The organism is Chromobacterium fluminis (genome assembly GCF_011602385.1).
Taxonomy (GTDB): domain Bacteria; phylum Pseudomonadota; class Gammaproteobacteria; order Burkholderiales; family Chromobacteriaceae; genus Chromobacterium; species Chromobacterium fluminis.
Window position 1 is genome coordinate 115,283 of sequence record NZ_JAAOMA010000001.1, and the last position, 26,074, is coordinate 141,356.

Annotated in this window: 30 protein-coding genes; 9 read left to right on the forward strand and 21 right to left on the reverse strand. The window is 62.8% G+C overall.

What is annotated here, in order from left to right; all coding sequences use genetic code 11:
- Positions 1–50 precede the first annotated feature (50 nt).
- The 9 genes from HA052_RS00535 to HA052_RS00575 form a co-directional block, all read right to left on the reverse strand.
- Positions 51–1,040, reverse strand: coding sequence for an ABC transporter substrate-binding protein (locus HA052_RS00535; protein ID WP_166450382.1), 990 nt, complete (start codon positions 1,038–1,040; stop codon positions 51–53).
- Positions 1,041–1,097: 57 nt separating this feature from the next.
- The gene (hisD, locus tag HA052_RS00540; protein ID WP_166450383.1) at positions 1,098–2,390 is read right to left on the reverse strand and encodes a histidinol dehydrogenase; all 1,293 of its coding nucleotides are present in this window, start codon (positions 2,388–2,390) and stop codon (positions 1,098–1,100) included.
- Positions 2,391–2,400: 10 nt separating this feature from the next.
- The gene (hisG, locus tag HA052_RS00545; RefSeq protein WP_043589540.1) at positions 2,401–3,042 is read right to left on the reverse strand and encodes an ATP phosphoribosyltransferase; all 642 of its coding nucleotides are present in this window, start codon (positions 3,040–3,042) and stop codon (positions 2,401–2,403) included.
- Positions 3,043–3,095: 53 nt separating this feature from the next.
- Positions 3,096–3,812: a flagellar brake protein gene (locus tag HA052_RS00550; protein WP_240937193.1), complete on the reverse strand. Its 717-nt coding sequence runs from the start codon at positions 3,810–3,812 to the stop codon at positions 3,096–3,098.
- 93 nt (positions 3,813–3,905) lie between these two features.
- Entirely contained in the window at positions 3,906–4,493 is a 588-nt protein-coding gene (locus HA052_RS00555; RefSeq protein ID WP_081544908.1) for an SCO family protein, read from the reverse strand.
- On the reverse strand, positions 4,493–5,392 hold the full coding sequence (locus HA052_RS00560) for a heme o synthase (RefSeq protein WP_081544909.1): 900 nt from the start codon (positions 5,390–5,392) through the stop codon (positions 4,493–4,495). The genes HA052_RS00555 and HA052_RS00560 overlap by 1 nt, the downstream gene beginning before the upstream one ends.
- A gap of 26 nt (positions 5,393–5,418) precedes the next feature.
- Entirely contained in the window at positions 5,419–6,438 is a 1,020-nt protein-coding gene (locus tag HA052_RS00565; RefSeq protein WP_166450384.1) for a COX15/CtaA family protein, read from the reverse strand.
- Positions 6,439–6,511: 73 nt separating this feature from the next.
- Positions 6,512–7,039, reverse strand: coding sequence for a redox-active disulfide-containing membrane protein (locus HA052_RS00570; protein WP_166450385.1), 528 nt, complete (start codon positions 7,037–7,039; stop codon positions 6,512–6,514).
- Positions 7,023–7,652 (reverse strand): SURF1 family protein, encoded by a 630-nt coding sequence (locus tag HA052_RS00575; RefSeq protein WP_346774532.1) that lies wholly within the window; start codon positions 7,650–7,652, stop codon positions 7,023–7,025. The genes HA052_RS00570 and HA052_RS00575 overlap by 17 nt, the downstream gene beginning before the upstream one ends.
- Positions 7,653–7,743: 91 nt before the next feature.
- On the opposite strand from HA052_RS00575, the gene HA052_RS00580 reads away from it, so the two are divergent.
- A complete protein-coding gene (locus HA052_RS00580) occupies positions 7,744–7,941 on the forward strand; it encodes a DUF2909 family protein (RefSeq protein ID WP_019102806.1) in 198 nt (65 codons plus the stop codon).
- Between the two features lie 57 nt (positions 7,942–7,998).
- On the opposite strand, the gene HA052_RS00585 is transcribed toward HA052_RS00580, so the two are convergent.
- From HA052_RS00585 to HA052_RS00615, 7 genes are all read right to left on the reverse strand, one after another.
- A complete protein-coding gene (locus HA052_RS00585; protein WP_166450387.1) occupies positions 7,999–8,862 on the reverse strand; it encodes a cytochrome c oxidase subunit 3 in 864 nt (287 codons plus the stop codon).
- 21 nt (positions 8,863–8,883) lie between these two features.
- Positions 8,884–9,060, reverse strand: a complete 177-nt coding sequence (locus HA052_RS00590) for a DUF2970 domain-containing protein (protein ID WP_081544914.1) — start codon at positions 9,058–9,060, stop codon at positions 8,884–8,886.
- Positions 9,057–9,656 (reverse strand): cytochrome c oxidase assembly protein, encoded by a 600-nt coding sequence (locus HA052_RS00595; RefSeq protein WP_240937195.1) that lies wholly within the window; start codon positions 9,654–9,656, stop codon positions 9,057–9,059. The genes HA052_RS00590 and HA052_RS00595 overlap by 4 nt, the downstream gene beginning before the upstream one ends.
- On the reverse strand, positions 9,622–11,259 hold the full coding sequence (ctaD, locus tag HA052_RS00600) for a cytochrome c oxidase subunit I (RefSeq protein ID WP_166450388.1): 1,638 nt from the start codon (positions 11,257–11,259) through the stop codon (positions 9,622–9,624). Before ctaD ends, HA052_RS00595 begins: the two co-directional genes overlap by 35 nt.
- 38 nt (positions 11,260–11,297) lie before the next feature.
- A complete protein-coding gene (gene coxB / locus HA052_RS00605) occupies positions 11,298–12,350 on the reverse strand; it encodes a cytochrome c oxidase subunit II (RefSeq protein WP_240937202.1) in 1,053 nt (350 codons plus the stop codon).
- Between the two features lie 230 nt (positions 12,351–12,580).
- Entirely contained in the window at positions 12,581–13,219 is a 639-nt protein-coding gene (gene bioD / locus HA052_RS00610) for a dethiobiotin synthase (protein WP_166450390.1), read from the reverse strand.
- A gap of 297 nt (positions 13,220–13,516) precedes the next feature.
- On the reverse strand, positions 13,517–15,325 hold the full coding sequence (locus HA052_RS00615; protein ID WP_166450391.1) for a 2-isopropylmalate synthase: 1,809 nt from the start codon (positions 15,323–15,325) through the stop codon (positions 13,517–13,519).
- A 235-nt stretch (positions 15,326–15,560) separates the two neighbouring features.
- Between HA052_RS00615 and asd the strand changes: the two genes are divergently transcribed.
- Together asd and HA052_RS00625 are read left to right on the forward strand one after the other, a co-directional pair.
- On the forward strand, positions 15,561–16,403 hold the full coding sequence (gene asd / locus HA052_RS00620) for an archaetidylserine decarboxylase (protein WP_166450392.1): 843 nt from the start codon (positions 15,561–15,563) through the stop codon (positions 16,401–16,403).
- Between the two features lie 182 nt (positions 16,404–16,585).
- Positions 16,586–17,647: a ferritin-like domain-containing protein gene (locus HA052_RS00625; RefSeq protein WP_166450393.1), complete on the forward strand. Its 1,062-nt coding sequence runs from the start codon at positions 16,586–16,588 to the stop codon at positions 17,645–17,647.
- Positions 17,648–17,723: 76 nt separating this feature from the next.
- Here the strand turns inward: HA052_RS00625 and ilvC are convergent, their stop codons facing one another.
- The 3 genes from ilvC to ilvB are packed head-to-tail and all read right to left on the reverse strand — an operon-like array spanning position 17,724 to position 21,069.
- Complete coding sequence (gene ilvC, locus HA052_RS00630) at positions 17,724–18,740, reverse strand: ketol-acid reductoisomerase (RefSeq protein ID WP_166450394.1); 1,017 nt, start codon at positions 18,738–18,740, stop codon at positions 17,724–17,726.
- Positions 18,741–18,799: 59 nt separating this feature from the next.
- Entirely contained in the window at positions 18,800–19,291 is a 492-nt protein-coding gene (gene ilvN / locus HA052_RS00635) for an acetolactate synthase small subunit (protein ID WP_166450395.1), read from the reverse strand.
- An 11-nt stretch (positions 19,292–19,302) separates the two neighbouring features.
- Entirely contained in the window at positions 19,303–21,069 is a 1,767-nt protein-coding gene (gene ilvB, locus HA052_RS00640; protein WP_166450396.1) for a biosynthetic-type acetolactate synthase large subunit, read from the reverse strand.
- A gap of 195 nt (positions 21,070–21,264) precedes the next feature.
- Here ilvB and HA052_RS00645 point away from each other — a divergent pair, with 195 nt between their 5' ends.
- Genes HA052_RS00645 through HA052_RS00660 form a run of 4 tightly spaced genes read left to right on the forward strand, consistent with a single transcriptional unit; the run spans position 21,265 to position 23,122 of the window.
- The gene (locus HA052_RS00645) at positions 21,265–21,831 is read left to right on the forward strand and encodes an RNA polymerase sigma factor (protein ID WP_166450397.1); all 567 of its coding nucleotides are present in this window, start codon (positions 21,265–21,267) and stop codon (positions 21,829–21,831) included.
- On the forward strand, positions 21,828–22,193 hold the full coding sequence (locus tag HA052_RS00650; RefSeq protein ID WP_166450398.1) for a DUF3619 family protein: 366 nt from the start codon (positions 21,828–21,830) through the stop codon (positions 22,191–22,193). The genes HA052_RS00645 and HA052_RS00650 overlap by 4 nt, the downstream gene beginning before the upstream one ends.
- Entirely contained in the window at positions 22,186–22,575 is a 390-nt protein-coding gene (locus HA052_RS00655) for a DUF3106 domain-containing protein (RefSeq protein WP_166450399.1), read from the forward strand. Before HA052_RS00650 ends, HA052_RS00655 begins: the two co-directional genes overlap by 8 nt.
- Positions 22,562–23,122 (forward strand): RDD family protein, encoded by a 561-nt coding sequence (locus HA052_RS00660; RefSeq protein WP_166450400.1) that lies wholly within the window; start codon positions 22,562–22,564, stop codon positions 23,120–23,122. The genes HA052_RS00655 and HA052_RS00660 overlap by 14 nt, the downstream gene beginning before the upstream one ends.
- Positions 23,123–23,266: 144 nt before the next feature.
- Here HA052_RS00660 and HA052_RS00665 read toward each other — a convergent pair whose 3' ends face one another.
- Positions 23,267–24,169, reverse strand: a complete 903-nt coding sequence (locus HA052_RS00665; RefSeq protein ID WP_166450401.1) for a LysR family transcriptional regulator — start codon at positions 24,167–24,169, stop codon at positions 23,267–23,269.
- 116 nt (positions 24,170–24,285) lie between these two features.
- On the opposite strand from HA052_RS00665, the gene HA052_RS00670 reads away from it, so the two are divergent.
- Positions 24,286–24,714, forward strand: a complete 429-nt coding sequence (locus tag HA052_RS00670; protein ID WP_043589518.1) for a carboxymuconolactone decarboxylase family protein — start codon at positions 24,286–24,288, stop codon at positions 24,712–24,714.
- Between the two features lie 132 nt (positions 24,715–24,846).
- On the forward strand, positions 24,847–25,344 hold the full coding sequence (locus HA052_RS00675) for a MarR family winged helix-turn-helix transcriptional regulator (protein ID WP_166450402.1): 498 nt from the start codon (positions 24,847–24,849) through the stop codon (positions 25,342–25,344).
- Positions 25,345–25,432: 88 nt separating this feature from the next.
- Here HA052_RS00675 and HA052_RS00680 read toward each other — a convergent pair whose 3' ends face one another.
- The gene (locus HA052_RS00680) at positions 25,433–26,074 is read right to left on the reverse strand and encodes a lytic transglycosylase domain-containing protein (protein ID WP_043589513.1); all 642 of its coding nucleotides are present in this window, start codon (positions 26,072–26,074) and stop codon (positions 25,433–25,435) included.

Genomic DNA, 26,074 nt, shown 5'->3' on the forward strand with positions numbered 1-26,074 from the left:
TGTTATCGGAAACGGCGAAAAGCTATAGTAGCGTGTTCATTCGCTTTCAGCTACTCGACCCAGTTGGCCCGTTCCCGCAGCCGCGCCGGCAGCTCGACGCGGTCGCGCGCCAGCCCTTCGCGGCTGAAAACATAACGGCCTTCCGACGGCGTCACAGGAAACAAACTGGCCACCGACTGGCCTTGGAACAGCACCTGTTCGGCCAACTTGGCCGCCTCTCGGCCCTGCTCGTAGCCGGACAGCACCAAGCCGCCCGCCGCCTTGTCCTTGCCCACGGCGAAGTCCCAAAACGCAAACAGCGGCAGCTTGGCGTGGGCGGCGGTCCAACGCAGCGCTTCATCGCCGGGCACTACCTTGCCTCCGGCGTCGCGCAGAGTGAAGTAGAGGCCCACCCAGATCGCCTGGTAGCGGCCGGCTGCGCTCAGCACTCGCCGCTGCCACTCGGCGTAGGAGCCGGTCAAGACCAGATCGACGTGGATATTGGCCAACAACATGGTGTCGCGGCCAACGAAGGTCTCGTCGCGAATGATGCGCGAGGTCAGGTCGTCGTCGAACAGCACCAGAGCATTGCGCAAGCCTTTGACGGTTTTGCCCAATTCGAAGACGCTGCGCAGGATCAAGGGCCGCTCCAGCACGCCGCTGACGCCCGTCGCCGCGCCCGGGAAGTAATTGCGCGGATTGTTGTTGATGCCTAGATAGATCACCGGCACGCCTTGCTGAGCCAGTTTGCTGCCCACTCTCTGTAACGCGGCGTCATCGCCGACGATGACAAGGTCCGGCTTTATTTTAGCCGCCATGGCCAGCGCCTCGTCGGCGCGCGCCTGATGTTGGGCCGGCGGCAGGCGCTTGGTGTCCATCGCGTAGTAGCTCAATTGCGCGCGCTTGCCCAAACGCTCCTGCAGTGCGCGGCGGTAATCCTGATCCCAGGGGTAGTCGCTGTGATAGCTCTCCACCACCAGCACCCGCGGCTGCGCCCAAGCCGCCGCGGACAAGAAAAAGGCCAGACAGAGTCCGGCCATGATGCGTAGCAGCCCAGCCATCGCCTTCTCCGGTTACTTATCCAGATTAAGCGATGACGCGGCGTTTTGCTCTAAACGCTATGCGTCCAAGCGCAGTTCCGCGGCGCGCGCATGCGCGCTCAGGCCTTCGCCGTGAGCCAGCAGGCTGGCGACCTGGCCCAGCGTCCGCGCGCCGGCCTGGGACACCCGGATCAGGCTGCTGCGCTTCTGGAAATCGTACACGCCCAGCGGGCTGGCGAAACGCGCGGTGCGGCTGGTGGGCAGCACGTGATTGGGGCCGGCGCAATAATCGCCCAGGCTTTCCGAGGTGAAGCGGCCCATGAAGATGGCGCCGGCGTGGCGAATCCGCGGCAACAACTCGTCCGGATTAGCCACCGACAGCTCCAGATGCTCGGGCGCGATGTAGTTGGCGATCTCGCAGGCTTGCCCCAAGTCGCTGACCTGAATCAGCGCGCCGCGGTTGCCCAGACTGGCCTCAATAATGGTGCGGCGCGACATCTGCGGCAGCAGCCTGGCGACGCTGGCCTCGACCTGGGCGATGTATTCCGCCGACGGGCACAGCAGGATGGCCTGGGCGATTTCATCGTGCTCGGCCTGGCTGAACAAGTCCATCGCCACCCAGTCCGGCGGGGTGTCGCCGTCGCAGATCACCAGAATCTCGGACGGACCGGCCACCATGTCGATGCCCACCACGCCGAATACCCGGCGCTTGGCCGCGGCAACGTAAGCGTTGCCCGGGCCGGTGATCTTGTCGACCTGAGGCACGGTTTCGGTGCCGTAGGCCAGCGCGGCCACCGCCTGCGCGCCGCCACAGGTGAACACCTTGTCGACGCCGGCGATATAGGCTGCCGCCAACACCAGATCGTTGCGCTCGCCGTCCGGCGTCGGCACCACCATGATGATCTCGCCCACGCCGGCCACCTTGGCCGGCAGCGCGTTCATCAGCACCGAACTGGGATAGGCGGCCTTGCCACCCGGCACGTAGATGCCGACGCGGTCCAGCGGCGTCACTTGCTGCCCCAACAGGGTACCGTCTTCGTCCTGGTAGCTCCAGGAATGCGCCAGCTGCTTCTCGTGGTAGCGGCGCACTCGCTCCGCGGCGGTGCTCAGCGCATGGCGCACCGGGTCGCCCAGCCGGTGGAAGGCGGCTTCCAGTTGCTCGCGCGACAGCGTCAGATCGGCCATGGAGACGGCGCGCATGCGGTCGAAACGGTTGGTGTATTCGATCACCGCGGCGTCGCCGCGCGCTTTGACGTCGTCGCAGATGGCGGCGACGGCGGCGTCGACGGCAGGGTCTTGCGCGGTTTCAAAGGCCAGCAGCGCCTGCAGGCGCTCGGTGAAATCGGCTTGGGAAGAAGACAGTTTCAGCATGGGGCAAACCTCAGGCCGGCACGGCGCCGGCGAATGCGTCCAGCACAGGCTGGATCACGTCGTGTTTGAGCTTGAGCGCGGCCTGGTTGACCACCAGCCGCGAACTGATGTCGACGATGTGCTCGACCGCGATCAGGTTGTTGGCGCGCAGCGTGCCGCCGGTGGACACCAGATCGACGATGGCGTCGGCCAAACCAACCAGCGGCGCCAGCTCCATCGAGCCGTAGAGCTTGATGATGTCCACATGCACGCCTTTGCGGGCGAAGTGCTCGCGCGCGATCTGCGGATACTTGGTGGCGATCTTCAGCCGCGCCCCGCGACGCACCGCGGCCTCGTAATCGAAGCCGTTTTGCACCGCCACCATCATATTGCACTTGGCGATATTGAGATCCAGCGGCTGGTACAGGCCGGCGCCGCCGTGCTCGATCAGCACGTCGCGGCCGGCGATGCCCAGATCGGCGGCGCCGTACTGAACATAGGTCGGCACGTCGGACGCGCGCACGATCACCAGCCTCACGCCTGGATGGTTGGTGCCGATGATCAGTTTGCGCGAGGCTTCAGGGTCCTCCGCCGGCAAAATCCCGGCGGCGGCCAGCAAAGGCAGAGTTTCTTCAAAGATGCGCCCTTTGGACAGGGCAATAGTCAGCTTCATGATGTCTTGCGGCAAGGATGACGAAATCGAAGTTAAGGCGGAGCGGAGCGGACTCAGCCAACCAGAGCGCGGCGTTCGCGCTCCAGCAGGCCGACATAGCGCTGGATCAACGTTTCCATCGCCGGCGTCAGCCCCAGATAGGAGCAGCCTATGCGTACGGCTTCGTTGCCGTTGCGCAATTTAGCGGCCAGCCGGTGGCGAACTTCCAAGCCGATATGCAGCGCGCCCAGCGGTTTCAGATCCAGCGTGCAGCGCTGGTATTGCTGGCCGATGTCGAAGCCGGGCGTTCCCGGCTGCGGCAACCACATGCTGACGCCGCCCAGGCTGACGTCGAACAAGGCCAGATCGACGGGCTTGTGCGGATAATCGGCCACATGGCACATCACCGGGCTGGCCGCCGGGGTCTGGATGCGGAAGAACTCGCGGCGCTGCAGCTTGATCACCTGCTCGGGCAAGTCGGCCTGGAAGGCCGGCTGGCCCTCCCAATCGACGCGCCGCACCTGGCCGGTGACGAACTGGGTCTTGACGCCCTCCGGCGAGCAGACGAAGACATTGCGCTCGCTGGCCAGCAAATGCTCATTGGTCTCCGGGTCCGCGCCCCAGTCGAACACCAGCGTGCCCGCCTTATGGTCCACTTCCAGGAAGCGGGTCAGGATGAAGGTTTTACCCTTGTTGGAAAACACCGTCACCATATGGCCGTTCTTGGCGATGCCGGCCAGATGATGGGCGATCTCCACCGACGTGGACAGCGTGTATTTGGCGAGATCCAACGATGGCTGCGAGCCGGATGTTGCGCCAGCGTTATGGTCGTTGCTCACTTTGATCCGACTTTCATGTCTGCGTCAGTTTCCGATACGCCAAGTTTAGCGTAACAACTGGTCAATATCATGAGCCAAGCTCGCCGACGGCGTGCCGTAGGCCTCAAACACACGCAAACGGCCCTGTTTATCCAACAGATAGGAGCCGGCGCTGTGGTCCACGCTATAGCCGCCGCCCGGCTGGCTCACCCGTTGGGCGACGATTTTGTACTGATTCTTTATCTGTTCGACCTCGCCGGCCGTGCCGGTCAGGCCGACGAAGCCGCGGTTGAAGTGCGGCACGTAACCGGCCAGCACCTGCGGCGTGTCGCGCTCCGGATCGATGCTGACGAACAGCACTTGCACCTGTCCGGCCTTATCGCCCAGTTGCTTCACCGCTGCCGCGTATTCCAGCATGGTGGTCGGACAAACATCCGGGCAATGGGTGTAGCCGAAGAACAGCGCCACCACTTTGCCCTGGTATTGAGACAGGCTGCGGCGCTGGCCTTGATGGTCGGTCAACGTGAAATCGCCGCCTATCGACGCTCCGGCGACGTCGGTGCCTTTCAAATCCAGCTTGGGTTCATTCGGCGAGCACGCGGCCAGCCACAGCGGCAGCAACAGCAAGCCGGCGAGTTTTATCAATTTGCGCATCAGGAAACGGGTATCAGCCAGTAGTGGTCTATCAGCAGGGCCGCGAACAACCAGGTCAAATACCAAATCGACCAGGCAAAGGCGCGGCGGGCCAGAGCGTCAGCATACTGGCGATGCAGGCGCACGGCAAGGAAGAGCAAACGCGCGTCCAACGCCAGCGCCGCCAGCAGATAGAGCCAGCCGGCCGCGCCCATCGCCACCGGCAGCAGGGTGATGGCCGACAACAGCGAGGAGTACAGCAAGATGGACAGCGTAGTGAAACGCTGGCCATGAGTCACCGGCAGCATCGGCAGCCCGGCGCGGGCGTAATCGTCGCGGCGATACAAGGCCAACGCCCAGAAATGCGGCGGCGTCCAAGCGTAGATGATCAGGAACAACACTAAGGCGAACGCGTGCACCTCCCCAGTCATCGCCGCCCAGCCCAGCACCGGCGGCATCGCGCCGCTGGCGCCGCCTATCACGATGTTCTGCGGCGTGTTGGGCTTGAGCAGCAAAGTGTAGACGATGGCGTAGCCAACGAAAGTGGCCAGCGTCAGCCAGGCGGTCAAGGCGTTGACCAGGCCGGCCAGCAAGGCCATGCCGATGCCGCCTGCGGTCAGAGCGATGATCAGGGTCTCGCCCGCGCCGGCCTCGCCGCGCGCGGTGGCGCGCCAGGCGGTGCGACGCATATTGGCGTCCACTGTGCGCTCCACCAGGCAATTGATCATCGCCGCCGCGCCGGCCACCAGCGCGATGCCGGCGGTGGCCGGCAACAAACGCGCCGGGTCCGGCCAGCCCGGCCCCGCCAGGAACATGCCGATCACCGCGCAGAACACAATCAGCCCCACTACTCGGGGCTTGGCCAGTTGCATCAAGGCGACCGCGTGCTGGCGCGCCTGTTGAAGCTCCGCTGCGTTCATGTTTTTTCCCCTTCAGGATGCGGCGCTCAAACCCACTCGCGATGATTTTTCGAAAGACTTGGCAAAGACCCGGCCACGGCCCGCGCTTGAGCGGCTCGCGCCGGGCGCACACGCAACGCCAGCAAGCTGGCCGCCAGCAGCAGACCGGCGGCGCCGGCATTGTGCGACACCGCCGCCGGCAAGGGCAACGCCAGCAGCACATTGGCGACGCCCAAGGCTAGCTGACAGCCCAGCAGCGCCAGCAAACAAGCCAGATGGCCGCGCAGCGCCGGCAGCCGCCAGCCGGCACGCGCCGTCGCCAGGCATAAGACGGTCACCAACGCGGCCCCGAGCCGGTGCAGCCAATGCACCGCCACCAGGTTGCCCACCGCCAGCGGGCTGCCGTCCGGCGCCTCGCCCAATGCCCGGAACAGATGGAAAGCGTGCTCAAAACGCATCTGCGGCCACCATTCGCCATTGCAGGCGGGGAAGCCCTGACAGGCCAGAGCAGCATAGTTGGTGGACACCCATCCGCCCAGCGCCACTTGCAGCGCCACGGCCAGGACCAGGCCGCGCGCCAGCCAGTTCAGCACTGCCGGCGCCTCCACCGGCCGCAGCCGCGGGGACAGCGCCAGCCAGGCCAACAGCAACAGCACCGACATGCCGCCAAGTAGATGCAGGGTGACGATGGCCGGTTTGAGCAGCAAGGTCACCGTCCACATGCCCAACAAGCCCTGCGCCGCCACCACCGCCAGCAACGCGCCGGCCGCGCGGCGATGCCGCCGCGCACGCCAGGCGTGCCAGGCGACGGCGACAATCAACGCGCCAAGCGCGCCGGCCAGATAGCGATGGCTCATTTCCTTCCAGGCTTTGCCCAGACTAACCGGACCATCGGGACTCTGGGCATATTGCCGCTGGATGCTCTCCGCCGCGTGGTGCGGGGATATCTGGCCGTAACAACCCGGCCAATCCGGACAGCCGAGCCCGGCATCGGACAAGCGCACATAGGCGCCGAAAGGCACGACCACGCATGCCAGGATGAATGCCAGCCAGATCAGTCGCCTCATGCTGCGCTCCCCTTGTCGAGCGGCCAACAAACTGCGAAAGCCACGGGCCGTACGGGCCAGCGGCCAAATGGACTTAACCGATGCCGTTATTGGTTTTCAGCACGCGACCTATTTCCTGGATCACTTTCTTGGGGTCCGCGGCGTCGGGATAAAACAGCACTTGGTTGCCCAGCGGGTCCACCAGATAGTAGCCGCCGTCATCAACGCCGGCCTGCGCGGACTGCACGATGTGAGTGGCGTCCACCTCCTCGTGCGCGGCGCTCTCCTGCCAGCCCAGCCGGGTCAGACGGCCGGCGGCCTCGCCCTGCGCGCGCTGAATCTGGCGCATCGCGAAAAAGCGCTGCTGGCAGCGTGTCTGGCAGCCCGGTTCTATCCTGGCCGCCAGCACCCATTTGCCGCGCGGCCATCCTTGCGCGCCGGTCAGCGCGAACGGCCGCGTCGGCAACAATTGGCCGTAGCTCTTGCCGCCCTGCGGCGGCATCAGTCGGTAAGCCGCCCAAGAGGCGAGCACCGGCGCCAGGCAGATGGCCGCCATCAGCAGCAGCTTGAGCCGGCCGCGGCGCCGGGACGGCTCGGGGGACGCTTCATCGACGCGGCTCATGGGAACGTCTCCTCAGCGAATGCAAGGACAGCAGCAATAACAGGCCCAGCAGCAGCCACTGCGCCGCATAGGCGTAATGGCGCTCCGGCATGAATTCCGGCAGCACCGGCCAATGCCGCAACGGATCCGGCGAGTGCTCCAGCACCACCACGCCCTGATGCCAATGGCCGGGATAACGCTGACGCAACGCGGCCATGTCGATGGCGTCGACGCGCCCCTCGACGCCGGCCACCGCGCCGGGCAGCACAAAGTGACGCGGCAAGGGCATCCAATGCCCGCGCAAGGTCAGCGCTTGCGGATCGACGGCGGGCAGCGCCACGCCGTCGGCCAGCCAGCCCAGGTCCACCAGGGCCATCGCGCCATCCTCCAGCCGCCACGGCTGCAGCATGCGCCGACCCTTGACCTCTCCCAGGTAGCTGTTTTCCAGTTGCAAAACAGGCCCGGCGGGGTGCGCGCCCGGCAAGGCCACCCGGCTGAACTCCGGCTGAGGGCGGGCTTCCCGATAAATCAAGCTGACCGGCGGCACGCCGATGGCGCTGGTCAACGAGCGCAACAGTTCGGTTTTTTCCTGCGCGCGCTGCCACTGCCAGGCCGCCAGAAAGAAAGGCAACACCGCCATAGCCAATAAACACAGCCAAACCAGCCGTTTGCCGCTAGACTTCAAAGCTGAAGATCGACGGCCCAATCGACCGGGGGATTCCGCAATGAAACTTGTCATTCTGTTCTTGCTCGCCTGCATCGTGCTTGCCCTGTTCTGGGGCCTGACCGGCCTGCTGAAGTCCGATCAAGGCTCTCAACGTCTGGTTCGCTCCCTCACTTTGCGCATAGGCCTGTCCATCGGCCTGTTTCTGCTGCTGCTGCTGGGCGCGCTGTTCGGCTGGTGGCGCCCACATCAAGCTTAGCCGAGCCGCCCGTCCACGTCCCCACGCGGCCCCTGGCCTTTGGTCTGGCCGCGCCGCTCACAGCCAGTAGACGAAGACGAACAGCAGCAACCACACCACGTCGACGAAGTGCCAGTACCAGGCCGCCGCTTCGAAGGCGAAGTGGTGCTGGCCATCGAAATGTCCACGCATCACCCTCAGCCACACCACCGCCAGAATAATAGTGCCCAGCAGAACGTGCATGCCGTGAAAGCCGGTCAGCATGAAGAAGGTCATGCCGTAAGCGCCGGATGCCAGGCTCAGGTTCAACTCGCTCATCGCGTGGCCGTATTCATACATCTGCAGACACAGGAACAAAGTCCCCAGCAGTACGGTCAGCAGCAGGCCCAGCTTCAATTGGGCGCGCCGGCCTTGCAGCAGCGCCCAATGCGCCCAAGTCACCATCGCGCCGGAGCTGAGCAGGATCAAGGTATTCAGCGCCGGCAGCCCCCAGGCGCCCATCGCCTGGTAGGGCTTGGTGATGCCCGGCCCGGTGAGCAAGGGCCAGGACGGTTCGAAATCCGGGTACAAGATCTTGTAGTCCATCTCGCCCAAGGTCGGCACCGACACCACCCGCACCCAGTACAAGGCGCCGAAGAAAGCCCCGAAGAACATCACCTCGGAGAAGATGAACCAGCCCATGCCCCAGCGGAAGGACATATCCTCCTTGCCCTGGTAGTCGCCGCGCCGGTTTTCTCGAATCACGTCGCCGAACCAGCCGAACAACATATAAATCAGGATCAACGCGCCCACGCCTAGCAACAGCTTGCCCAAGGGTTGGCCGTTGACGGCGAAGGCCGCTCCCAGTCCCAAGCAGAACAGCGCCACCGCGCCCACCGCCGGCCAGCGCGATGGCTGCGGCACGAAGTAATGCGTCTGTTCCTGTTCGTTCGCTGTCGTCATTGCATACTCCCTGCACACTGATTAGGACGTGGCCAGCCGCACCACCAAGAGCAACACTCCAATAAACGTGGCCGCCAGCAACAACGCGGTCAGTATCAACTGCAACGGCGACAGCTTGCTGTCCTCTCGCGCGTCCGCCTTGCGGCGCACGCCGAAAAAGGCGGACAACACCGCCAGTACTCCTTGCCACGCTCTCATGAGCCCGCTCCCGCATTGCCCGGCACGTCAAACACGGTATAGGCCAGCGTGATGCTGTCTATTGAGGCCGGCAAACGCTTGTCGACGACGAACACCACTGGAAAGCGCCTGGTTTCGCCGGGCGCGAAGGCCTGCTGGCGGAAACAGAAGCACTCCAGCTTCTTGACGTACTCGCCGGCGGCGGCGGGCAGATAGCGCGGAATCGCCTGCCCCACTACCCGCTGGCCGCTGGCGTTGGTGATTTCATACTCCACCTGCACAAACTGGCCGGGCTTCACCTTGAGCCGAGTTTGCAGCGGCCGCACCTGCCACGGCAGGCCGGCCTGGACCGTGGCGTCGAAAGTCATGTCCACCTCGTGCGCCGCCGCGCCGCCACTCGCCACATCGTCCAGGCTGTCCGCCTTGACCACGTCGTTGAGACCGGTGACTTCGCACACAACCTTGTACAGCGGGATCAAGCCCCAGGCGAAAACGAACATCAACAAGGCCACCACCGCCAGCTTCTTCATCAGTTGGCGATTGCTGCGTCCCTGCTTGGCGGCGGCTTCCATGGTGTCGTTCTCAGTGGTGCTGGCCGCCGGTGCTGGACACCACAACGCCGTTCTCGATCACTTCCAACTGCGGCGCCTCCACGAAGCTGTGGTAGGGGGCCGGGGTCGGAATCACCCACTCCAGCGTGTTGGCGCCCTCCCACGGATGCTGCGGCGCGGGCTTGCCGTGGCGCAGCGAGCGCAGGATGTTGTAGAGGAAGATCAACTGCCCCAGGCCGAACATGAAGGCGCCGATGCTGGCCAGCTGGTTGAATTCGGTGAACTGCAGCGCGTAGTCGGGAATCCGCCGCGGCATGCCGGCGAGACCGAGGAAATGCATGGGAAAGAAGGTGACGTTGAACCACAACAAGGACCACCAGAAGTGCAGCTTGCCCAGGCCCTCGTGGTACATCTTGCCCGTCATCTTGGGGAACCAGTAATAGATGGCGGAGAACAGGCTGAACAGCGCCCCGGCCACCAGCACGTAATGGAAATGGGCAACCACGTAGTAGCTGGCGTGCAGTTGGATATCCACCGCCGCCACGCTGAGGGTGACGCCGGACAGGCCGCCGATGGTGAACAGCAGAATGAAGCCGATGGCGAACAGCATGGGGGTTTCAAAGCTCATGCTGCCCTCCCACATGGTGGCCACCCAGTTGAAGACTTTGACCCCTGTGGGCACCGCGATCAGCATGGTCGCGTACATGAAGAACAGTTGAGCGGTGGCCGGCATGCCGGTGGCGAACATATGGTGCGCCCACACCATGAAGGACAGGATGCCGATGCTGGAGGTGGCGTAGACCATGGAGGCGTAGCCGAACAAGGGCTTGCGGGCGAAAGTGGGTATCACCTGGCTGACGATGCCGAAAGCCGGCAACGCCATGATGTAGACCTCGGGGTGGCCGAAGAACCAGAACACGTGCTGATAGAGTATGGGGTCGCCGCCACCGGCGGCGTTGAAGAAATGGGTGCCGAAGTGACGGTCGGTCAACACCATGGTGACTACGCCGGCCAGCACCGGCATCACCGCGATGATCAGGTAGGCGGTGATCAGCGAGGCCCAGGCGAACATGGGCATCCTCATCATGGTCATGCCCGGCGCGCGCAGGTTCAGAATGGTGACGATGATGTTGATCGAGCCCATGATGGAGCTGACGCCCATGATGTGGATGGCGAAGATGGTCATGTCCATGCCCATGCCCATCTGGGTGGACAGCGGCGCGTACAGCGTCCAGCCGGCCGCCGCCGCGCCGCCGGGCACGATGAAGGACAACAAGAGCAGCAGCGCCGCCGGCGGCAGCAGCCAAAAGCTCCAGTTGTTCATCCGGGCGAAGGCCATGTCCGGTGCGCCTATCATCAGCGGCAGCATCCAGTTGGCCAGGCCGGTGAAGGCCGGCATGATGGCGCCGAACACCATGATCAGGCCGTGCAAGGTTGTGAACTGATTGAACAGCTCAGGCTGGAAGAACTGCAGGCCAGGCTGAAACAGCTCGGCGCGAATGCACAACGCCATCACCCCACCCGACAGAAACATGATGAAGGAGAACCACAGATACATCGAGCCGATGTCCTTGTGGTTGGTGGCCGCCAGCCAGCGCATGATCCCGCGCGGGCGCTCATGGTGCCCCGGCGTGTGCCCGGCATGGCCGGCGTCATCGACAATTGCCATATCGCTCTCCTTGCATGGGTTCGCCGCCGGTCCCGGGCTCAGCCGGTGGCGCCGCGGGCCGTCTTGATCTCTTTGGGCTGCACCAATTCGCCGGTGTGGTTGCCCCAGGCGTTGCGCTCATAGGTGATCACGGCGGCGATGTCGGTATCGGACAGCTGCTTGCCCCAGGCTTGCATCGCCGGGTTCTTCTGGCTGCCAAACAAGACGATGTGGATGTGCGCCGGCTTGTCCGCAGTGGCTATCTTGGAGCCGTCCAGCGCCGGGAAAGCACCGGGCAGGCCCTTGCCGTTGGCCTGGTGACAGGCGACGCAGTTCTGGGCGTAGACTTTTTCACCGCGGGCTTTCAAATCGGCCAGCGTCCACACTTTGTTGGGATCATCCGCCGCCGCCGCCATCTGCTTTTTCTTGGCTTCCAGCCACTTGGCGTAGTCGTCCGGCGTCTTGGCTTCCACCACGATGGGCATGTAGCCGTGGTCCTTGCCGCACAACTCGGAACACTGACCGCGATACGTGCCGGGCTTGTCTATGCGGAACCAGCTGTCGCGCAGAAAACCGGGAATCGCATCCTGCTTGACGCCCAATTGCGGCACCCACCAAGAGTGGATCACGTCGTTGGCGGTCAACAGCAGCCGCACTTTCTTGCCGGTGGGCACCACCAGCGGCTCGTCCACTTCCAGCAGATAGTTGACCGGCTTGGCCGCGGTGTTGGCGATGGCCTCGCGCGGCGTGGACAAGTGGCTCATGAAGCCGAAATTATCGTCCAGGTAGTCGTAGCGCCACTTCCATTGATAGCCGGTGACCTTGACCGTCATGTCCTCGCCGCGCGTGCCCTTCTGCGACAACACCGCCTTAGTGGCCGGCCAGGCCATGCCGATCAGGATCAGCAACGGGATCACCGTCCAGATGATTTCCACCGTGGTGTTTTCATGGAAGTGCTTGGCCTGGTGGCCGGCGGCTTTGCGATGGCGGACGATGGCGTACATCATCACCAGGAACACCAGCGCGAAAATAACGCAGGTGATCAGCAGCAGCATGGTGTGCAGATCGTATTGCTGGCGGGCAATGGGAGTGACGGGGGCTTGCAGATTCAACTCGGCCGCTGACGCGCAGGATATCGGCAGCCAACAGCAAAGGACGCGCATACAGGACATGGAGCCCCCCTAGAAATCCTCAACTGACATGAAATGGTGCTGACTGGTCCGGTCTATTTTCATGACCGGTTAATGGCATGCTAGAAAAAAAGATCAAGGAAAACAAGAAAATGTCTTGCGGCAACGCAATAAAATATTACGTATGCAACCCCCGACTCACGCGCGGCGGCTCAGTTGGATTCGCCCGCCAGATACGGTATTTCCAGCAATAACGGCGCCGGCATGTGCCTTTGCAGGGTTTCCAGGTTCTGCTCGTAAGCCTGTTGTTGCGGCACCACTCGATTGGCCACCCACCCGGCCAAGGGCAGGCCGGCGTCCAGCACCGCGCGCGCGGTCAGCAAGGCGTGGTTGATGCAGCCCAGCCGCATCCCCACCACCAGAATCACCGGCAATTGGAGGGCTTTGGCCATATCGGCCATGAACAGTCGGTCAGACAGCGGGGCCAACCAGCCACCCGCCGCCTCCACCACCACCACATCGGCGCAGGCGGCCAATTGCTGGTAATGGTCGACGATCACGTCCAGCCGGATGTCCACGCCGGCCTCGCTCGCGGCGATATGCGGCGACACCGGCGGCAGGAATCGATAAGGATTCATCAGATCCAGATCAGATTGCCCGGTGGCTGCGGTCAACCGCGCCACGTCGTCGTTCCACCAGCTGCCGTCGGCCAGCAGTTCGCAGCCGGAAGCCACCGGTTTCATCGCCAGCACGCGCTTGCCTTCGGCCTGCCATTGGCGGATCAATTGCACGGCGACGTGGGTCTTGCCGATTTCGGTATCGGTGCCGGTGATGAAGAAGGCTGCGGACATGGACGCTTTCCGTAATGGATAGTAGAGAGCTGGCAGTCTAGCGCCGGCCCGTTCGCGCGTAAAACGCAAAAAACCCCGGCTCCGCCGCGCAACGACGCCGACCTCATGGGTCGGCTGTCCACCGCGCAGCCTTGTGAGCCGGGGCAAAAAGGGTCGGCCTTGTGGGCCTGATGGACTTCACACTCGATAAAGTGAACTCCCTGGGCCGGACGATCTAGCGCTGGCTGCGCGCCGACAAGGACGGGATGGAAAACCTTGTCGACGATGCGCCGCGCTGACCGCCTCGGCCGGAAAACCTCATACCAGCGCTTGCGCGTTCAGCTTTTGCTCCTGGTTCATCAATTTGTTCAAGGCGGACAGATAGGCCTTGGCCGAAGATACGATAATGTCGGTGTCCGCGCCCTGGCCGCTGACGATGCGGCCGTCGAGCGCCAGGCGCACGGTCACCTCGCCCTGGGATTCAGTGCCCTTGGTGATGGCGTTCACCGAGTACAGCTCCAACTCCGCGCCGCTGGCGGCCACGCTTTCAATTGCCTTGAAAGCGGCGTCCACCGGACCGGAGCCGCTGGACTGGGCACGGCGCTCTTCGCCATGCGCCAGAAACACGATGGAGGCCACCGGCGCTTCGCCGGTTTCGGTGGCGATCTTCAAGGACACCAGCTTGTAATCCTCTTCGCGGCCAGTGCTGAACTCGTCCGACACCAGCGCGTGCAAGTCTTCATCGAAAATCTCGCGCTTGCGGTCCGCCAGCTCTTTAAACCGGGCGAAGGCGGCGTTCAGCGCTTCTTCGCTGTCCAACACAATGCCCAGCTCGATCAACTTGGTCTTGAAGGCGTTGCGGCCAGACAACTTGCCCAGGGTCAAGCGATTGGTGCTCCAGCCCACCGATTCGGCGGACATGATCTCGTAGGTTTCGCGATGTTTGAGCACGCCGTCCTGATGGATGCCGGACTCATGGGCGAAGGCGTTGGCGCCAACGATGGCCTTGTTGGGCTGCACCGGATAACCGGTCACCGTAGACACCAGCTTGGACGCCGGCACAATCTGGGTGGCGTCGATGCCGGTTTCCAGCGCGAAGACGTCCTTGCGGGTGCGCACCGCCATCACCACTTCTTCCAGGCTGGCGTTGCCGGCGCGCTCTCCCAGGCCGTTGATGGTGCATTCCACCTGGCGCGCGCCGCCCAACACCGCGGCCAGGCTGTTGGCCACCGCCATGCCCAGATCATTATGGCAATGAGCGGACCAGATCACCTTGTCGGCGTCCGGCGTTTTGGCGATCAGTTCGCGGAAGAAGGCTTCGGTGATGAAGGGCACCGCGTATCCGACGGTGTCCGGCACGTTCAAGGTGGTGGCGCCGGCCTTGATCACTTCGCCGAAGATGCGCGCCAGGAAATTGATGTCCGAGCGCAGCGCGTCCTCGGCGGAGAACTCCACGTCGTCGGTGTATTCGCGGGCGATTTTCACCGCCGCCACCGCCGCCGCCACCACTTCGTCCGGGCTCATGCGCAGCTTCTTCTCCATATGGATGGGGCTGGTGGCGATGAAAGTATGGATGCGGCCGCGCGCCGCCGGCTTGATCGCTTCGCCCGCGGCGCGGACGTCGCGCTCGTTGGCGCGGGCCAGGCTACAGACGGTGGAGTCCTTGATCACCTCCGCGATGGCGCGGATGGCGTCGGCGTCGCCCGGGCTCGCCGCGGCGAAACCCGCTTCGATGATGTCCACGCCCAGACGCTCCAGCTGGCGGGCAATCCGGATCTTTTCTTCCTTGGTCATCGATGCGCCCGGCGATTGCTCGCCGTCGCGCAAGGTGGTGTCGAATATATACAGACGATTGCCCATCTGGCTGTTTCTCCCTGGTCCCTGCATTGCCATTTCCGCGCCGGTTCCGACGCCGATCAGATAATCGTTGAAATCGAAGCGTTTACCCTGGCTGGCCGCCATCACCGCCAGCTTGTTGAGCTGGGCCAATGGCAGGCTGCCGCGTTCTCTCCATTTGTATATCGCCGCCCGAGTCACCGGCTCATCGGCGAACAAGCGATTCAGATCCTCAGCCAGCTGTCCCGGCCCGCCGAAGTCCGCAATCAAGCGTTCAATGTCCAATTGCATCATGTGCTCCCGCAGCAAATTTTGATCCAGCCTACCGGCAAGCAAGACATAAAGTCAAATCTGCATGCTGAAAACTGTGATTAAAACGTTACACCTGATGTCCAAGCCAAAAATATTAGACATCATGTCTATTTTTGCTTGGCAATTGCCTAAGCTTTAAGCAAAGCGCAAGCGATCAGACGCCGGCAGATCGGTTATACTCTTGGGTTTAGTCAGATTGATCGAGGACAAACCAGTGTCCGAACGCCTGTTCGTGCTGTTGCAACATCTGATGCCCAAGCTGGCCATGACCCGGTTCGCGGGCAGCGTCGCCAACTGGGAAGGCGGCAGCCTGACGCAATGGATCATCCGCCGCTTTATTGCCCGCTATAAGGTGGACATGAGCGAAGCCGCCGCCAGCGACCCCGCAGCCTACGCCAGCTTCAACGCCTTCTTCACCCGCGCCCTGCGCGCCGACGCGCGCCCGCTCTCGAGCGAACGGCTGGCGTGCCCGGTGGACGGCGCCATCAGTCAGTTCGGCCGTATCGAACAGGGGCAGATTTTCCAGGCCAAGGGCCGCAGCTATTCGGCCCAAGCACTGCTGGCCGGCGACGCCGAGTGGGCGCGCCGTTTCGACGACGGCCATTTCGCCACCATCTATCTGAGCCCCCGCGACTACCATCGCATCCACATGCCTTGCGCCGGCCGCCTGCTGCGGATGAGCTATGTGCCGGGCGAACTGTATTCGGTCAACCCGGCCACCGCCCGCGGCGTGGACCGCTTGTTCGCGCGCAATGAGCGCGTGATATGCCTGTTCGAGGGGCAGGACGGCCAGCCCTTTGCGCTGGTGTTGGTGGGCGCCACCATCGTCGGCAGCATGGCCACGGTCTGGCACGGCGTGATCAACCCGCCGCGTCCGGGACAGATCCGCCACTGGGATTACCACGACCAGGATATCCGCCTGGCCAAGGGCGAGGAGATGGGCCGCTTCCTGCTGGGTTCCACCGTGGTCTTGCTGTTCCCTCAAGGCCCGCTGAACTTCAACCTCGCCTGGCAAGCCGCCGGCGCGGTGCGCATGGGCGAGGCAATGGCGGACTGAATCGAGCTCGCCCTCCCCATAAATAAACGCGGCCCGGCGCCGCGTTTTATTTTTGCCCTCCCAAACCCTTTTCTACGTAAAAATAACTATCACGTAGGAATCATCGATTGCCTATCCAAAAATGACAAGACGCCCTCGGCATCCCGCGCCGAACCGGCATTCATCCTACGGAGAAGGCAACGATGCATATCACCGATGTTTTGCGCAAAACCATCCACAATCCAGCAAGCTGGAGCAAGCAAGAGCTTTACGACAATCTGCAGGCCGCGGTGGATGTGGAGCTGTGGACCATTCCTCTCTACCTGACCACCTTGTATTCGATTCAGGGATTGAACTCCGGCAATCAGCAGGCTTATCCCGCCACCGCCAAACTGATCGAAAGCGTGGTGATCCAGGAAATGCTGCACTTGGAACTGATTTCCAATCTGTGCAATGCGCTGGGTTATGCGCCCCAATACCCCTTCCCCACCTATGAAGCGGCTGAGGGCATCCCCTTCCTCAAACCCGATGTGCCGCCGAAATACGCGGGCTATCAGGTCAAGCTAGGGCCGCTGGACATCAACCAACTGAAGCTGTTCTGTGTGATCGAGCTACCCGAGCCTCCCGGCAAACCGGACTGGAACAAACAGACACGATACAACTCGATAGGCGAGCTGTATCAGGCGCTTGAGATTGCCGTACCCCTGCAGTGGAAAGACCTCTATGTCGGCGCCGCCGCCAATACCAAACAGCAGACCAATTTCACCGACTACACGCAGAAAAACCAGCAGGGCGACGGCTTCAGCCAAACCATCAACTCCCTGGAACAAGCCCTGGCGGCGATGCAGGCCATCGTCAAGCAAGGCGAAGGCAATCGCTCCACCGAGGAGATCCCTCCACGCGATCAAGCGCCGGCGGAGAATCCGGCGGCTTACGACCCCAGCGACTTCGACCCGTCGCAAAGCCACTTTTTGAAGTTCAACCTGATCCTTGACCTGCTACGCCTGGGGTCCAACCCCTGGATTCCCGCTACCTACCCGCTGATTCCCCACCCCGACAAACAGCAGCTGGCGGAGCAGGCAATGGCTCAACGCCAACTTCAGGACGGCTTTCGCGCCTTCATGTCCGAGTTGCAAACCGGCTTCAACACCGCACAAGCCAATCAGCAGATGCCAGGCAGCTTCTACAGCAGCATGTTCAACTTGCAGAACCTGATCACCGCCGTTTGGCAATCCGGCGCAACGCCGGCTTTTCCCAGCCACTGAACCGGATGCGGAAGCAGCATGAAAAAAGCCGGGCGCAACGCCCGGCTTTTCCATGCCGCCAGATCAAACCGACAGATCAGTTCTTGGACTGGTCCACCAGCTTGTTCTTGGCGATCCACGGCATCATCGCGCGCAGCTCGGCGCCGACTTTCTCGATCGGGTGATCGGCGCTCAGACGGCGACGCGCGGTCATGCTCGGGTAGTTGGTCTTGCCTTCCAGGATGAACATCTTCGCGTATTCACCGGACTGGATGCGGTACAGCGCCTTCTTCATCGCGTCCTTGGTGGCGGAAGTCACTACTTCCGGGCCGGTCACGTACTCGCCGTACTCCGCGTTATTGGAGATCGAGTAGTTCATATTGGCGATGCCGCCCTCGTACATCAGGTCGACGATCAGCTTCAGCTCGTGCAAGCACTCGAAGTAGGCCATTTCCGGCGCGTAGCCGGCTTCCACCAGGGTTTCGAAACCAGCCTTGACCAGTTCCACCGCGCCGCCGCACAACACGGCCTGCTCGCCGAACAGATCGGTCTCGGTTTCCTCGCGGAAATTGGTCTCGATCACGCCCCCTTTGGTGCCGCCGTTGGCCGCCGCGTAGGACAGCGCCACGTCGCGGGCCTTGCCGGACTTGTCCTGATAAACCGCGATCAGGGTCGGCACGCCGCCGCCCTTCAGGTATTCGGAGCGCACAGTGTGGCCCGGGCCTTTCGGCGCCACCATGATCACGTCGACGTCGGCCGGCGGCACGATCTGGTTGTAATGGATATTGAAGCCGTGGGCGAAGGCCAACGCCGCGCCCTTCTTCAGGTTGGGCGCGATGTCCTTGCCGTAGACATCCGGCTGCGACTCGTCCGGCAACAGAATCATGACCACGTCGGCCTTCTTCACCGCCTCGGCCACTTCCTTGACCTTGTGGCCGGCCGCTTCCGCCTTCTTCCAGGAAGCGCCTTCCTTGCGCAGGCCCACCACGACGTCCACGCCGGAGTCTTTCAGGTTCTGCGCATGGGCGTGGCCCTGGGAACCGTAGCCGATGATGGCGACTTTCTTGCCCTTGATGATGGAGAGGTCAGCGTCTTTGTCGTAGAAAACTTTCATTTGCAATCCTTGATATCGTTTGTTTTGGGGGCCCGGCCTCCGGCCGGCGCCCGCCTGCGTCAGATTTTCAGAACCCGCTCACCCCGACCAATGCCGGATGCGCCGGTACGGACCGTTTCCAGGATCACTGTGCGGTCCACCGCCTCGATGAAGGCGCCGAGCTTTTCACTCGTACCAGTCAGCTCGATGGTGTAAGTCTTTTCCGTCACGTCGATGATGCGTCCGCGGAAGATGTCGGCCATGCGCTTCATCTCCTCGCGGTCCTTGCCGGTGGCGCGGACTTTGATCAGCATCAGCTCGCGCTCGATGTGCTCGGATTCATTGAGGTCTATCACCTTGACCACCTCGATCAGCTTGTTGAGCTGCTTGGTGATCTGCTCGATGACTTCGTCGGAGCCGTGAGTGACGATAGTCATGCGCGACAGCGTCGGGTCCTCGGTCGTGGACACTGTCAGCGAATCGATATTGTAGTTACGGGCCGAAAACAGACCCACCACGCGGGACAATGCGCCCGCCTCGTTTTCCAGAAGAATGGATAGGATATGTCGCATACCGGCTGGCCTCAACACATATTGCCGTAGTCACGGTTGTTCTCGAAGGGGACGTTCTGCACCTCGCTCATGTGTTCGGGCAGGTCCATCTGGTCGAGTCCCTTGCCGTTCTGCACCATCGGGAACACGTTCTCGGATTGGTCGGTACGGAAATCCAGGAACACCAGACGCTCTTTCAGCTTCTGGCTGAACGCCTCCTTCAATACCGGCTCCACGTCGGCGGGGTCTTCCACCTTGAAACCGATATGGCCGTAAGCCTCGGCGATTTTGACAAAGTCCGGCAGCGCGTCCATATAGGATTCTGAATAGCGCGTGCCGTAGAAGAACTGCTGCCACTGGCGCACCATGCCCAGGTAGCGGTTGTTCAGCGCCACCACCTTCACCGGGGTATGGTATTGCTTGCAGGTGGACAGTTCCTGGATGTTCATCTGGATCGATCCTTCGCCGGTGATGCAGGCGACGGTGGCGTCCGGATTGGCCATCTGCGCGCCCATCGCCGCCGGCAGGCCGAAGCCCATGGTGCCGAGGCCGCCGGAGTTCAGCCACTGCTTGGGGCTGTCGAACTTGTAATACTGCGCCGCCCACATCTGATGCTGGCCCACGTCGGAAGTGACGATGGCCTTGCCGCCGGTGATTTCGTACAGCTTCTCCACCACGAACTGCGGCTTGATCAGCTCGCTGGACGGGGTGTACAGCAAACAGTTGTGGCCGCGCCATTCCTCGATCTGCTTCCACCAGCCGGCCAGGGCCTGAGCGTCCGGCTTCTGGCCGGATTGCTTCAAGAGGTCCAGCATGTCTTTCAGCACATGCTTGACGTCGCCGACGATGGGGATGTCCGCCTTGACTCGCTTGGAGATGGAGGACGGGTCCACATCGATGTGGATGATCTTCTTGGGCTGGCTGAGGAAGTGCGAGGGCACGCTGATCACGCGGTCGTCGAAACGCGCGCCTATGGCCACCAGCACATCGCAGTACTGCATCGCCATATTGGCTTCATACGTGCCGTGCATGCCCAGCATGCCGAGGAACTGCGGATCGGAACCCGGATAGGCGCCCAAGCCCATCAGGGTGTTGGTACACGGCAGGCCCAGCGATTTGACCAGTTCGGTCACCTCGCCGGCGGCATTGCCCTGCACCGCGCCGCCGCCCACGTAGATAAAGGGGCGTTTGGCTTCCAACAGCAGGCTCACCGCTTTCTTGATCTGCCCCGGATGGCCGCGGGTAGCCGGCACATAGGAGCGGATATGCACGCTTTCCGGGTATTGGAATTCCGTGCGCTGCTGGGTGATGTCTTTGGGGATGTCCACCACCACCGGGCCGGGACGGCCGCTCTTGGCGATATAGAACGCCTTCTTGATGGTGGCGGCGATCTCGTTCACATCCTTGACCAGGAAGTTGTGCTTCACGCACGGACGGCTAATGCCCACCATGTCCACTTCCTGGAATGCATCCAGGCCGATGGCCGGGGACGGCACCTGGCCGGACAGCACCACCATGGGGATGGAGTCCATATAGGCGGTGGCAATGCCGGTCACGGCATTGGTCGCGCCGGGACCGGAAGTGACCAGAGCCACGCCCACCTTGTCGCTGGAACGGGAGTAGGCGTCGGCGGCATGCACCGCCGCCTGCTCATGCCTCACCAGCACATGTTTGAATTTGTCCTGCCGGAAAATGGCATCGTAAATTTCCAGCACCGCGCCGCCGGGGTAGCCGAAAACAAACTCGACACCTTCTTCCTGCAGGCAGCGGACAACCGCTTCCGCGCCCGATATCTGCATATCGCCTCTTGTCTTTGCGTTAGTTTCATCCCGTATCGGACGACCTTATCGTATTGCTTTGAAACCGGTCAAGTGCTTTTGTGCAGGTGCAATATCCCCCTAAGCCTCGGTAAATTCAGGAAAAAAATCAGGCTTGGCCGAATCGGCGGCGCTCTGCTACCATCTTCTGTTGGCATCTACTCAAACTCTCATCCGATGGCTAGCCGCGAGGAAATGGCCGACTTTCTGGAGTCGGCGGAGAAACGCGCTTTCAAGCAGGCGTGGTATGCGGTCCAGAATGAAGACAGCGCATTGGATATCGTGCAGGACTCGATGATGAAACTGGCGGATCGCTATCCGCACGCCCCGGCGGCGGAACTGCCACTGATCTTCCAGCGTATCCTGCAAAACACCATTCGCGACTTCTACCGCCGCAGCAAGGCGCGCCGTTTCGTCAGCACGCTGCTGTCCTCGCTGATCCCCGCCCGCGAGGAAGACGATAGCCCCGACCCGCTGGAAACGCTGGACGTAGCCGCGGACGAGGCGCACAGCAATCCCGAACAATGGTGCGCGCGCAAGGAAACCGCCGTGCTGATCGAGTCCTCGCTGCAACTGCTGCCGGCCCGTCAACGCGAGGCGTTTCTGCTGCGTTATTGGGAAGGTCTGGATGTTGCCGCCACCGCGCGCGTGATGGGCTGCTCGGAAGGCAGCGTGAAAACGCATTGCTCGCGCGCCAATCACACTCTGGCCGCCATCCTCGCGCAAAAGGGAGTGACGCTATGAAACCTTCCTATCCCCTGCCCGGCCATGTATCACGCGTGCTGGACCACGCCAGCGCCGATCTCGACCCCGCGCTGGAACGCAGGCTGCGCCAGGCGCGCGAGCGTGCGCTGGCTCGCTTCGACGCCAGTTCCCCCGGAGCCGTTACGCAACGCGAGCGGCTGGGCCTGTGGGGACAGCGCCATGTGCTGTCGCTCCGCCGCGGCGGCTTGGCCTTGGGCTTCGCGCTGTTGACCGGCGCCGGCATGATGCTGGCCGAAGATTTGCTGCTGGAAGAAGAAGCGGTGGACGCCGCGGTACTGGCGCAGGATCTGCCGTTCGAAACCTTGCTGGAACCCCACTTCAGCCGAGGCCTGCATGAATAGCGGCCGCCACCTCTTGCTCGCCCTGTGCCTAAGCGGACTGCTGGCGCCGGCGACCAAGGCCAGCCCGCCGGCCAACCCCCGCTGGGCGCAATTAAGCGCGGAACAGCAGCAGGTTCTAGCGCCGCTGGCCACGGAATGGGACCGCTACGCGCCGTATAAAAAACAAAACCTGCTGGCCATCGTGCCGCAATTCCAACAGCTGCCGGAGGCGCAGCGCCAGCGCGTGCAACAGAAGCTGAAAGCCTGGTCCGAACTGAGCCAGCAGCAGCGCGACGAAATCCGCGCCAACTGGAAAGCCTTGCAGCAGATGCCGCCCGAACAACGCCGGCAGGCCATCCAGCGCCTGCAACAACAACATAAAGCCCAAGATGCCTCCCGCTGACGCCCCCGCCCTGACTCCTCCGACACTGAAACGCAGCCTGGCCAGCTTGTTTTATGAATTGCTGTTGGTCGCCGCGCTCTTGCTCACCGTCACCGCGGCGCTGACGCCGTTGCAAACGCTGATCGGCCAGGGGCCGCTGTTCAAGGCTCTGCTGAAAGGCGTGCTCGCCGTCGCCCTGTTCGGCTACTTCGGCTATTGCTGGGTCCGCAGCGGCCAGACCGTGGCGATGAAGACCTGGCGCATCAAGCTGGTCAACGCCCGCGGCGGCGGCATTGTCTGGAAGCAGGCGGCGGCGCGCTACCTGATCGGCCTGACCTTGTTCGTCGGCATGCCGGCGGTGTCCTACCTCGGCTGGGCCAATGCCTACGGCCACCAGCCGCAGGCTCTATGGCTGGCATTGAGCTGGTGCCTGATTCCCTTCCTGGCGAAGTTCTACGACCGCGACAAGCTATTCCTGCACGACAGGCTGGCCGGCACCCGCCAGGTCGTGCTACCCAAGCCGCCCCACCCAGGCAAGAAGCGGCGCGGCGATCCCACGCCGGACTGACAAGAACCTGTTTACGATCTGCTCCGCGTCGTGGACGCGTACACGGTGAGTACCGCTTCGAAATGCTCATGTACCACCCGTACATTCCGCTTTCTCAGCCGCAACGCCTTGTCTCGCCTTAGCTCGCAAGATCGTAAACACGTTCTAAATCCCGGCGGGCCGGGACAGCAAGGGCTCCGTCTCGGCAAACTCCGCCAAAATATCCAGCAAGACGCGCACCCGCGCCGGCGGATAACGCCGTTGCGGCCACACCGCGTACACCGGCTGAGCCGGCATTTCCCAGCCGGCCAAAACCTGCCGCAAACCGCCTTCCGCCAACTGGCGATGACACAGGCTATGGGGGCAGACGGCGATGCCCGTTCCCGCCTCCGCCAAGCGGCGCGGCAGCAGCATATCGTTGACCCGCAGCCGTGGCGGCGGCAACTCCCATGCCGCGCCGTCGTCTCCCCGCCGCAAATGCCAACGCTCAAACGGCTCCGCCACCAGCAAGGCGTGGCGCGCCAGATCCTCCGGCGTCCGCGGTTCGCCTTGCGCCGCCAGATAGGCCGGCGCGGCCACCAGCAAAGTACGCACCCAACCCAGCTGCCGCTGGTTCAAACTGGAGTCCGGCTGCTCCCCCACCCGTAAAGCCAAATCCGCCATGCCGCTGAGCAGGTCGTCGATGGCGTTGTTCAGATGCAGCTCCAGGCGCAAGTCCGGGTAATCCCTCAGCATCCGCCGCCATACCGGCACCAGGACATCATTGCCCAGGCTAAGCGGCGACAGCACCCGCAGCACGCCTTTGACCTGATACAGCGAATCGGCCAGCGACGCGGCGGCCTGGCTCAAGGATTGCAGCAAGGGCCGGCATTGCTCGTAGTACTGCCCGCCTTCCGCCGTCAGCTCCATCCGCCGCGCGCTGCGGTGCAATAGACGACAACCCAGCTCCCGCTCCAGCGCCTGCAAACGCCTCGACAGGGTGGCGGTGGGAACGCCCAGCCGCCGGGCGGCGGCATTCAGGCTGCCCGCGTCGACAATGCTCACGAATAATTGCAGATCATCCAGCATGATTTCATTTTTGGAATTTGAATTCGATATTTTAAGTCTATTTACATAAATGATTTTTGCCTAGACTGGCCTTGCAGCTCGCCGCTGCGATGATCTCTCTCTTGAAAGGAATTGCCATGTCTCTGCGCCTGCCCTACACCCAACTGTCCCCCGCCGCCTACCAAGGGCTGGCCAGCGTCAAGTCCAGCTTGCAACACAGCAGCCTGGGCCTGCCCTTGATCGAGCTGGTTTATCTGCGCGTATCCCAGATCAATGGCTGCGCCTTCTGCCTGAAAATGCACGCGTCGGCCCTGCGCGCCAGGGGGGAAAGCAATGAGCGCATCGATTCCCTGGCCGGCTGGCGCGTCAGCGAGTTGTACAGCGCCCGCGAACGCGCGGCGCTGGAATGGGCGGAATCGCTGACCGACATCGCCGTCACCCAGGCGCCGGACCAGCACTATCTGCCCTTGCAGGAACACTTCAGCCCGGAAGAAGTGGCGGACCTGAGCTTCGCCATTGCTCTGATGAACGCCTTCAACCGGCTGGCGGTCAGCATGCGTCAGTAAGCGCGCTTCCCGCTGGTGCGGGTGATGACTGGGGACTATTCTTTCACATGAAGATAAACTAACTTCAAGCCGTGCTAATCTCTGCGCCCGGTAGTCATCCAGTTGTCACCCACACATCAGGAACCGTCAGTGATGCAACAAGCACCAGACCAGATTGACCGTATCGTCGCCCTGTGGCGCGAGGTTCGCCCGGACTTGGACCCGTCCTCCACCGAAGTGGTCGGCCGCATTGTGCGGATGGAATACTTTGTCACCCGCCGCGTGTTGCACGATTTGGCGCGCCACAATCTGAATGTCGGCGAGTTCGACGTGCTGGCCGCGCTGCGCCGCGGCGGCGAACCGTTCCAGCTGTCCCCCAATCAACTGCAGGGCATGGTGCTGATTTCCTCCGGCGCGCTGACCAACCGCATCAACCGGCTGGAAGAAGCCGGTCTGGTGACCCGCTCGCCGGACCCGACCGACCGCCGCGGCGTGATCGTGACGCTAACGCCCAAGGGCTTCGAAGTGATCGAGGACGCCGTCGGCAATCATCTGTCGGCCGAGGCCGAACTGATCGAGATGCTGGACACGGAAGAACGCGCCACGCTGGCGCGCTTGCTGAAGAAAATGCTGCAGACCCAGGAGGATTGAGATGCGCGCGTCCTCCTGTAGCTTGCCGCGCTGAGCGGACAAAAAAAACCGGCCTGGATTCCAGAGCCGGTTTTTTTACAGCCGCGCGTCAGCGCACCAACGGCGGTGCGGCGCCCGCCGCCGCCGTTTTCACCGGCAGCGGCGCCACCCAGTGCCAGCGGCCTTTCCAGGCGCCCATCACCAGGTTGGGGTATTCAGCCCGGCCCAGGCTGCCGTTGTAACGGCCCAGCGCGCGGAACAGATTGCCGCGCTCGATATCCAGGTAGTAACGCAGAATGGTGCAGCCGTAGCGCAGATTGGTGGTGAGATCGAATAGGTTGTGCTGCGCATTGCCTATGCTGCGCACCCAGAACGGCATCACCTGCATCAGCCCTCGCGCGCCGGCGCCGGAGATCGCGTACTTGTTGAAGCCGCTTTCCACCTGGATCAGGCCCAGCACCAGTTGCGGGTCCAGGCCGGCCCGGGTGGCCTCGTAGTGGATGGCCGTGAGCAGGCGCTCCCGCGTCCATTTGTCCGGAATCCGCTTGGCCAGCCGGCTGGACATTTCGCCCAGCCAGGCATCGGCTTCGCGCTGGTCGTCGAATACCAGCCGCGGCGCGTTGGCGTCCGACACCGAACGGCGCATAGTGGAAGCGACGTTGGCGGCCAACGCCTCTTCCTTCTGCGCGCCGGCCCACGCCGGCATCGCTGCCAGCGCGGCCAACAATACGACGATGCCGGATCGGATCAT

Bases quoted from the DNA above. Each gene is read 5' to 3' on its own strand.
- HA052_RS00535 (WP_166450382.1), bottom strand. From the start codon at position 1,040: ATGGCTGGGCTGCTACGCATCATGGCCGGACTCTGTCTGGCCTTTTTC.
- hisD (WP_166450383.1), bottom strand. From the start codon at position 2,390: ATGCTGAAACTGTCTTCTTCCCAAGCCGATTTCACCGAGCGCCTGCAG.
- hisG (WP_043589540.1), bottom strand. From the start codon at position 3,042: ATGAAGCTGACTATTGCCCTGTCCAAAGGGCGCATCTTTGAAGAAACT.
- HA052_RS00555 (WP_081544908.1), bottom strand. From the start codon at position 4,493: ATGCGCAAATTGATAAAACTCGCCGGCTTGCTGTTGCTGCCGCTGTGG.
- HA052_RS00560 (WP_081544909.1), bottom strand. From the start codon at position 5,392: ATGAACGCAGCGGAGCTTCAACAGGCGCGCCAGCACGCGGTCGCCTTG.
- HA052_RS00565 (WP_166450384.1), bottom strand. From the start codon at position 6,438: ATGAGGCGACTGATCTGGCTGGCATTCATCCTGGCATGCGTGGTCGTG.
- HA052_RS00570 (WP_166450385.1), bottom strand. From the start codon at position 7,039: ATGAGCCGCGTCGATGAAGCGTCCCCCGAGCCGTCCCGGCGCCGCGGC.
- HA052_RS00580 (WP_019102806.1), top strand. From the start codon at position 7,744: ATGAAACTTGTCATTCTGTTCTTGCTCGCCTGCATCGTGCTTGCCCTG.
- HA052_RS00585 (WP_166450387.1), bottom strand. From the start codon at position 8,862: ATGACGACAGCGAACGAACAGGAACAGACGCATTACTTCGTGCCGCAG.
- HA052_RS00590 (WP_081544914.1), bottom strand. From the start codon at position 9,060: ATGAGAGCGTGGCAAGGAGTACTGGCGGTGTTGTCCGCCTTTTTCGGC.
- ctaD (WP_166450388.1), bottom strand. From the start codon at position 11,259: ATGGCAATTGTCGATGACGCCGGCCATGCCGGGCACACGCCGGGGCAC.
- bioD (WP_166450390.1), bottom strand. From the start codon at position 13,219: ATGTCCGCAGCCTTCTTCATCACCGGCACCGATACCGAAATCGGCAAG.
- HA052_RS00615 (WP_166450391.1), bottom strand. From the start codon at position 15,325: ATGCAATTGGACATTGAACGCTTGATTGCGGACTTCGGCGGGCCGGGA.
- HA052_RS00625 (WP_166450393.1), top strand. From the start codon at position 16,586: ATGCATATCACCGATGTTTTGCGCAAAACCATCCACAATCCAGCAAGC.
- ilvC (WP_166450394.1), bottom strand. From the start codon at position 18,740: ATGAAAGTTTTCTACGACAAAGACGCTGACCTCTCCATCATCAAGGGC.
- ilvN (WP_166450395.1), bottom strand. From the start codon at position 19,291: ATGCGACATATCCTATCCATTCTTCTGGAAAACGAGGCGGGCGCATTG.
- ilvB (WP_166450396.1), bottom strand. From the start codon at position 21,069: ATGCAGATATCGGGCGCGGAAGCGGTTGTCCGCTGCCTGCAGGAAGAA.
- HA052_RS00645 (WP_166450397.1), top strand. From the start codon at position 21,265: ATGGCTAGCCGCGAGGAAATGGCCGACTTTCTGGAGTCGGCGGAGAAA.
- HA052_RS00650 (WP_166450398.1), top strand. From the start codon at position 21,828: ATGAAACCTTCCTATCCCCTGCCCGGCCATGTATCACGCGTGCTGGAC.
- HA052_RS00655 (WP_166450399.1), top strand. From the start codon at position 22,186: ATGAATAGCGGCCGCCACCTCTTGCTCGCCCTGTGCCTAAGCGGACTG.
- HA052_RS00660 (WP_166450400.1), top strand. From the start codon at position 22,562: ATGCCTCCCGCTGACGCCCCCGCCCTGACTCCTCCGACACTGAAACGC.
- HA052_RS00665 (WP_166450401.1), bottom strand. From the start codon at position 24,169: ATGCTGGATGATCTGCAATTATTCGTGAGCATTGTCGACGCGGGCAGC.
- HA052_RS00670 (WP_043589518.1), top strand. From the start codon at position 24,286: ATGTCTCTGCGCCTGCCCTACACCCAACTGTCCCCCGCCGCCTACCAA.
- HA052_RS00675 (WP_166450402.1), top strand. From the start codon at position 24,847: ATGCAACAAGCACCAGACCAGATTGACCGTATCGTCGCCCTGTGGCGC.
- HA052_RS00680 (WP_043589513.1), bottom strand. From the start codon at position 26,074: ATGATCCGATCCGGCATCGTCGTATTGTTGGCCGCGCTGGCAGCGATG.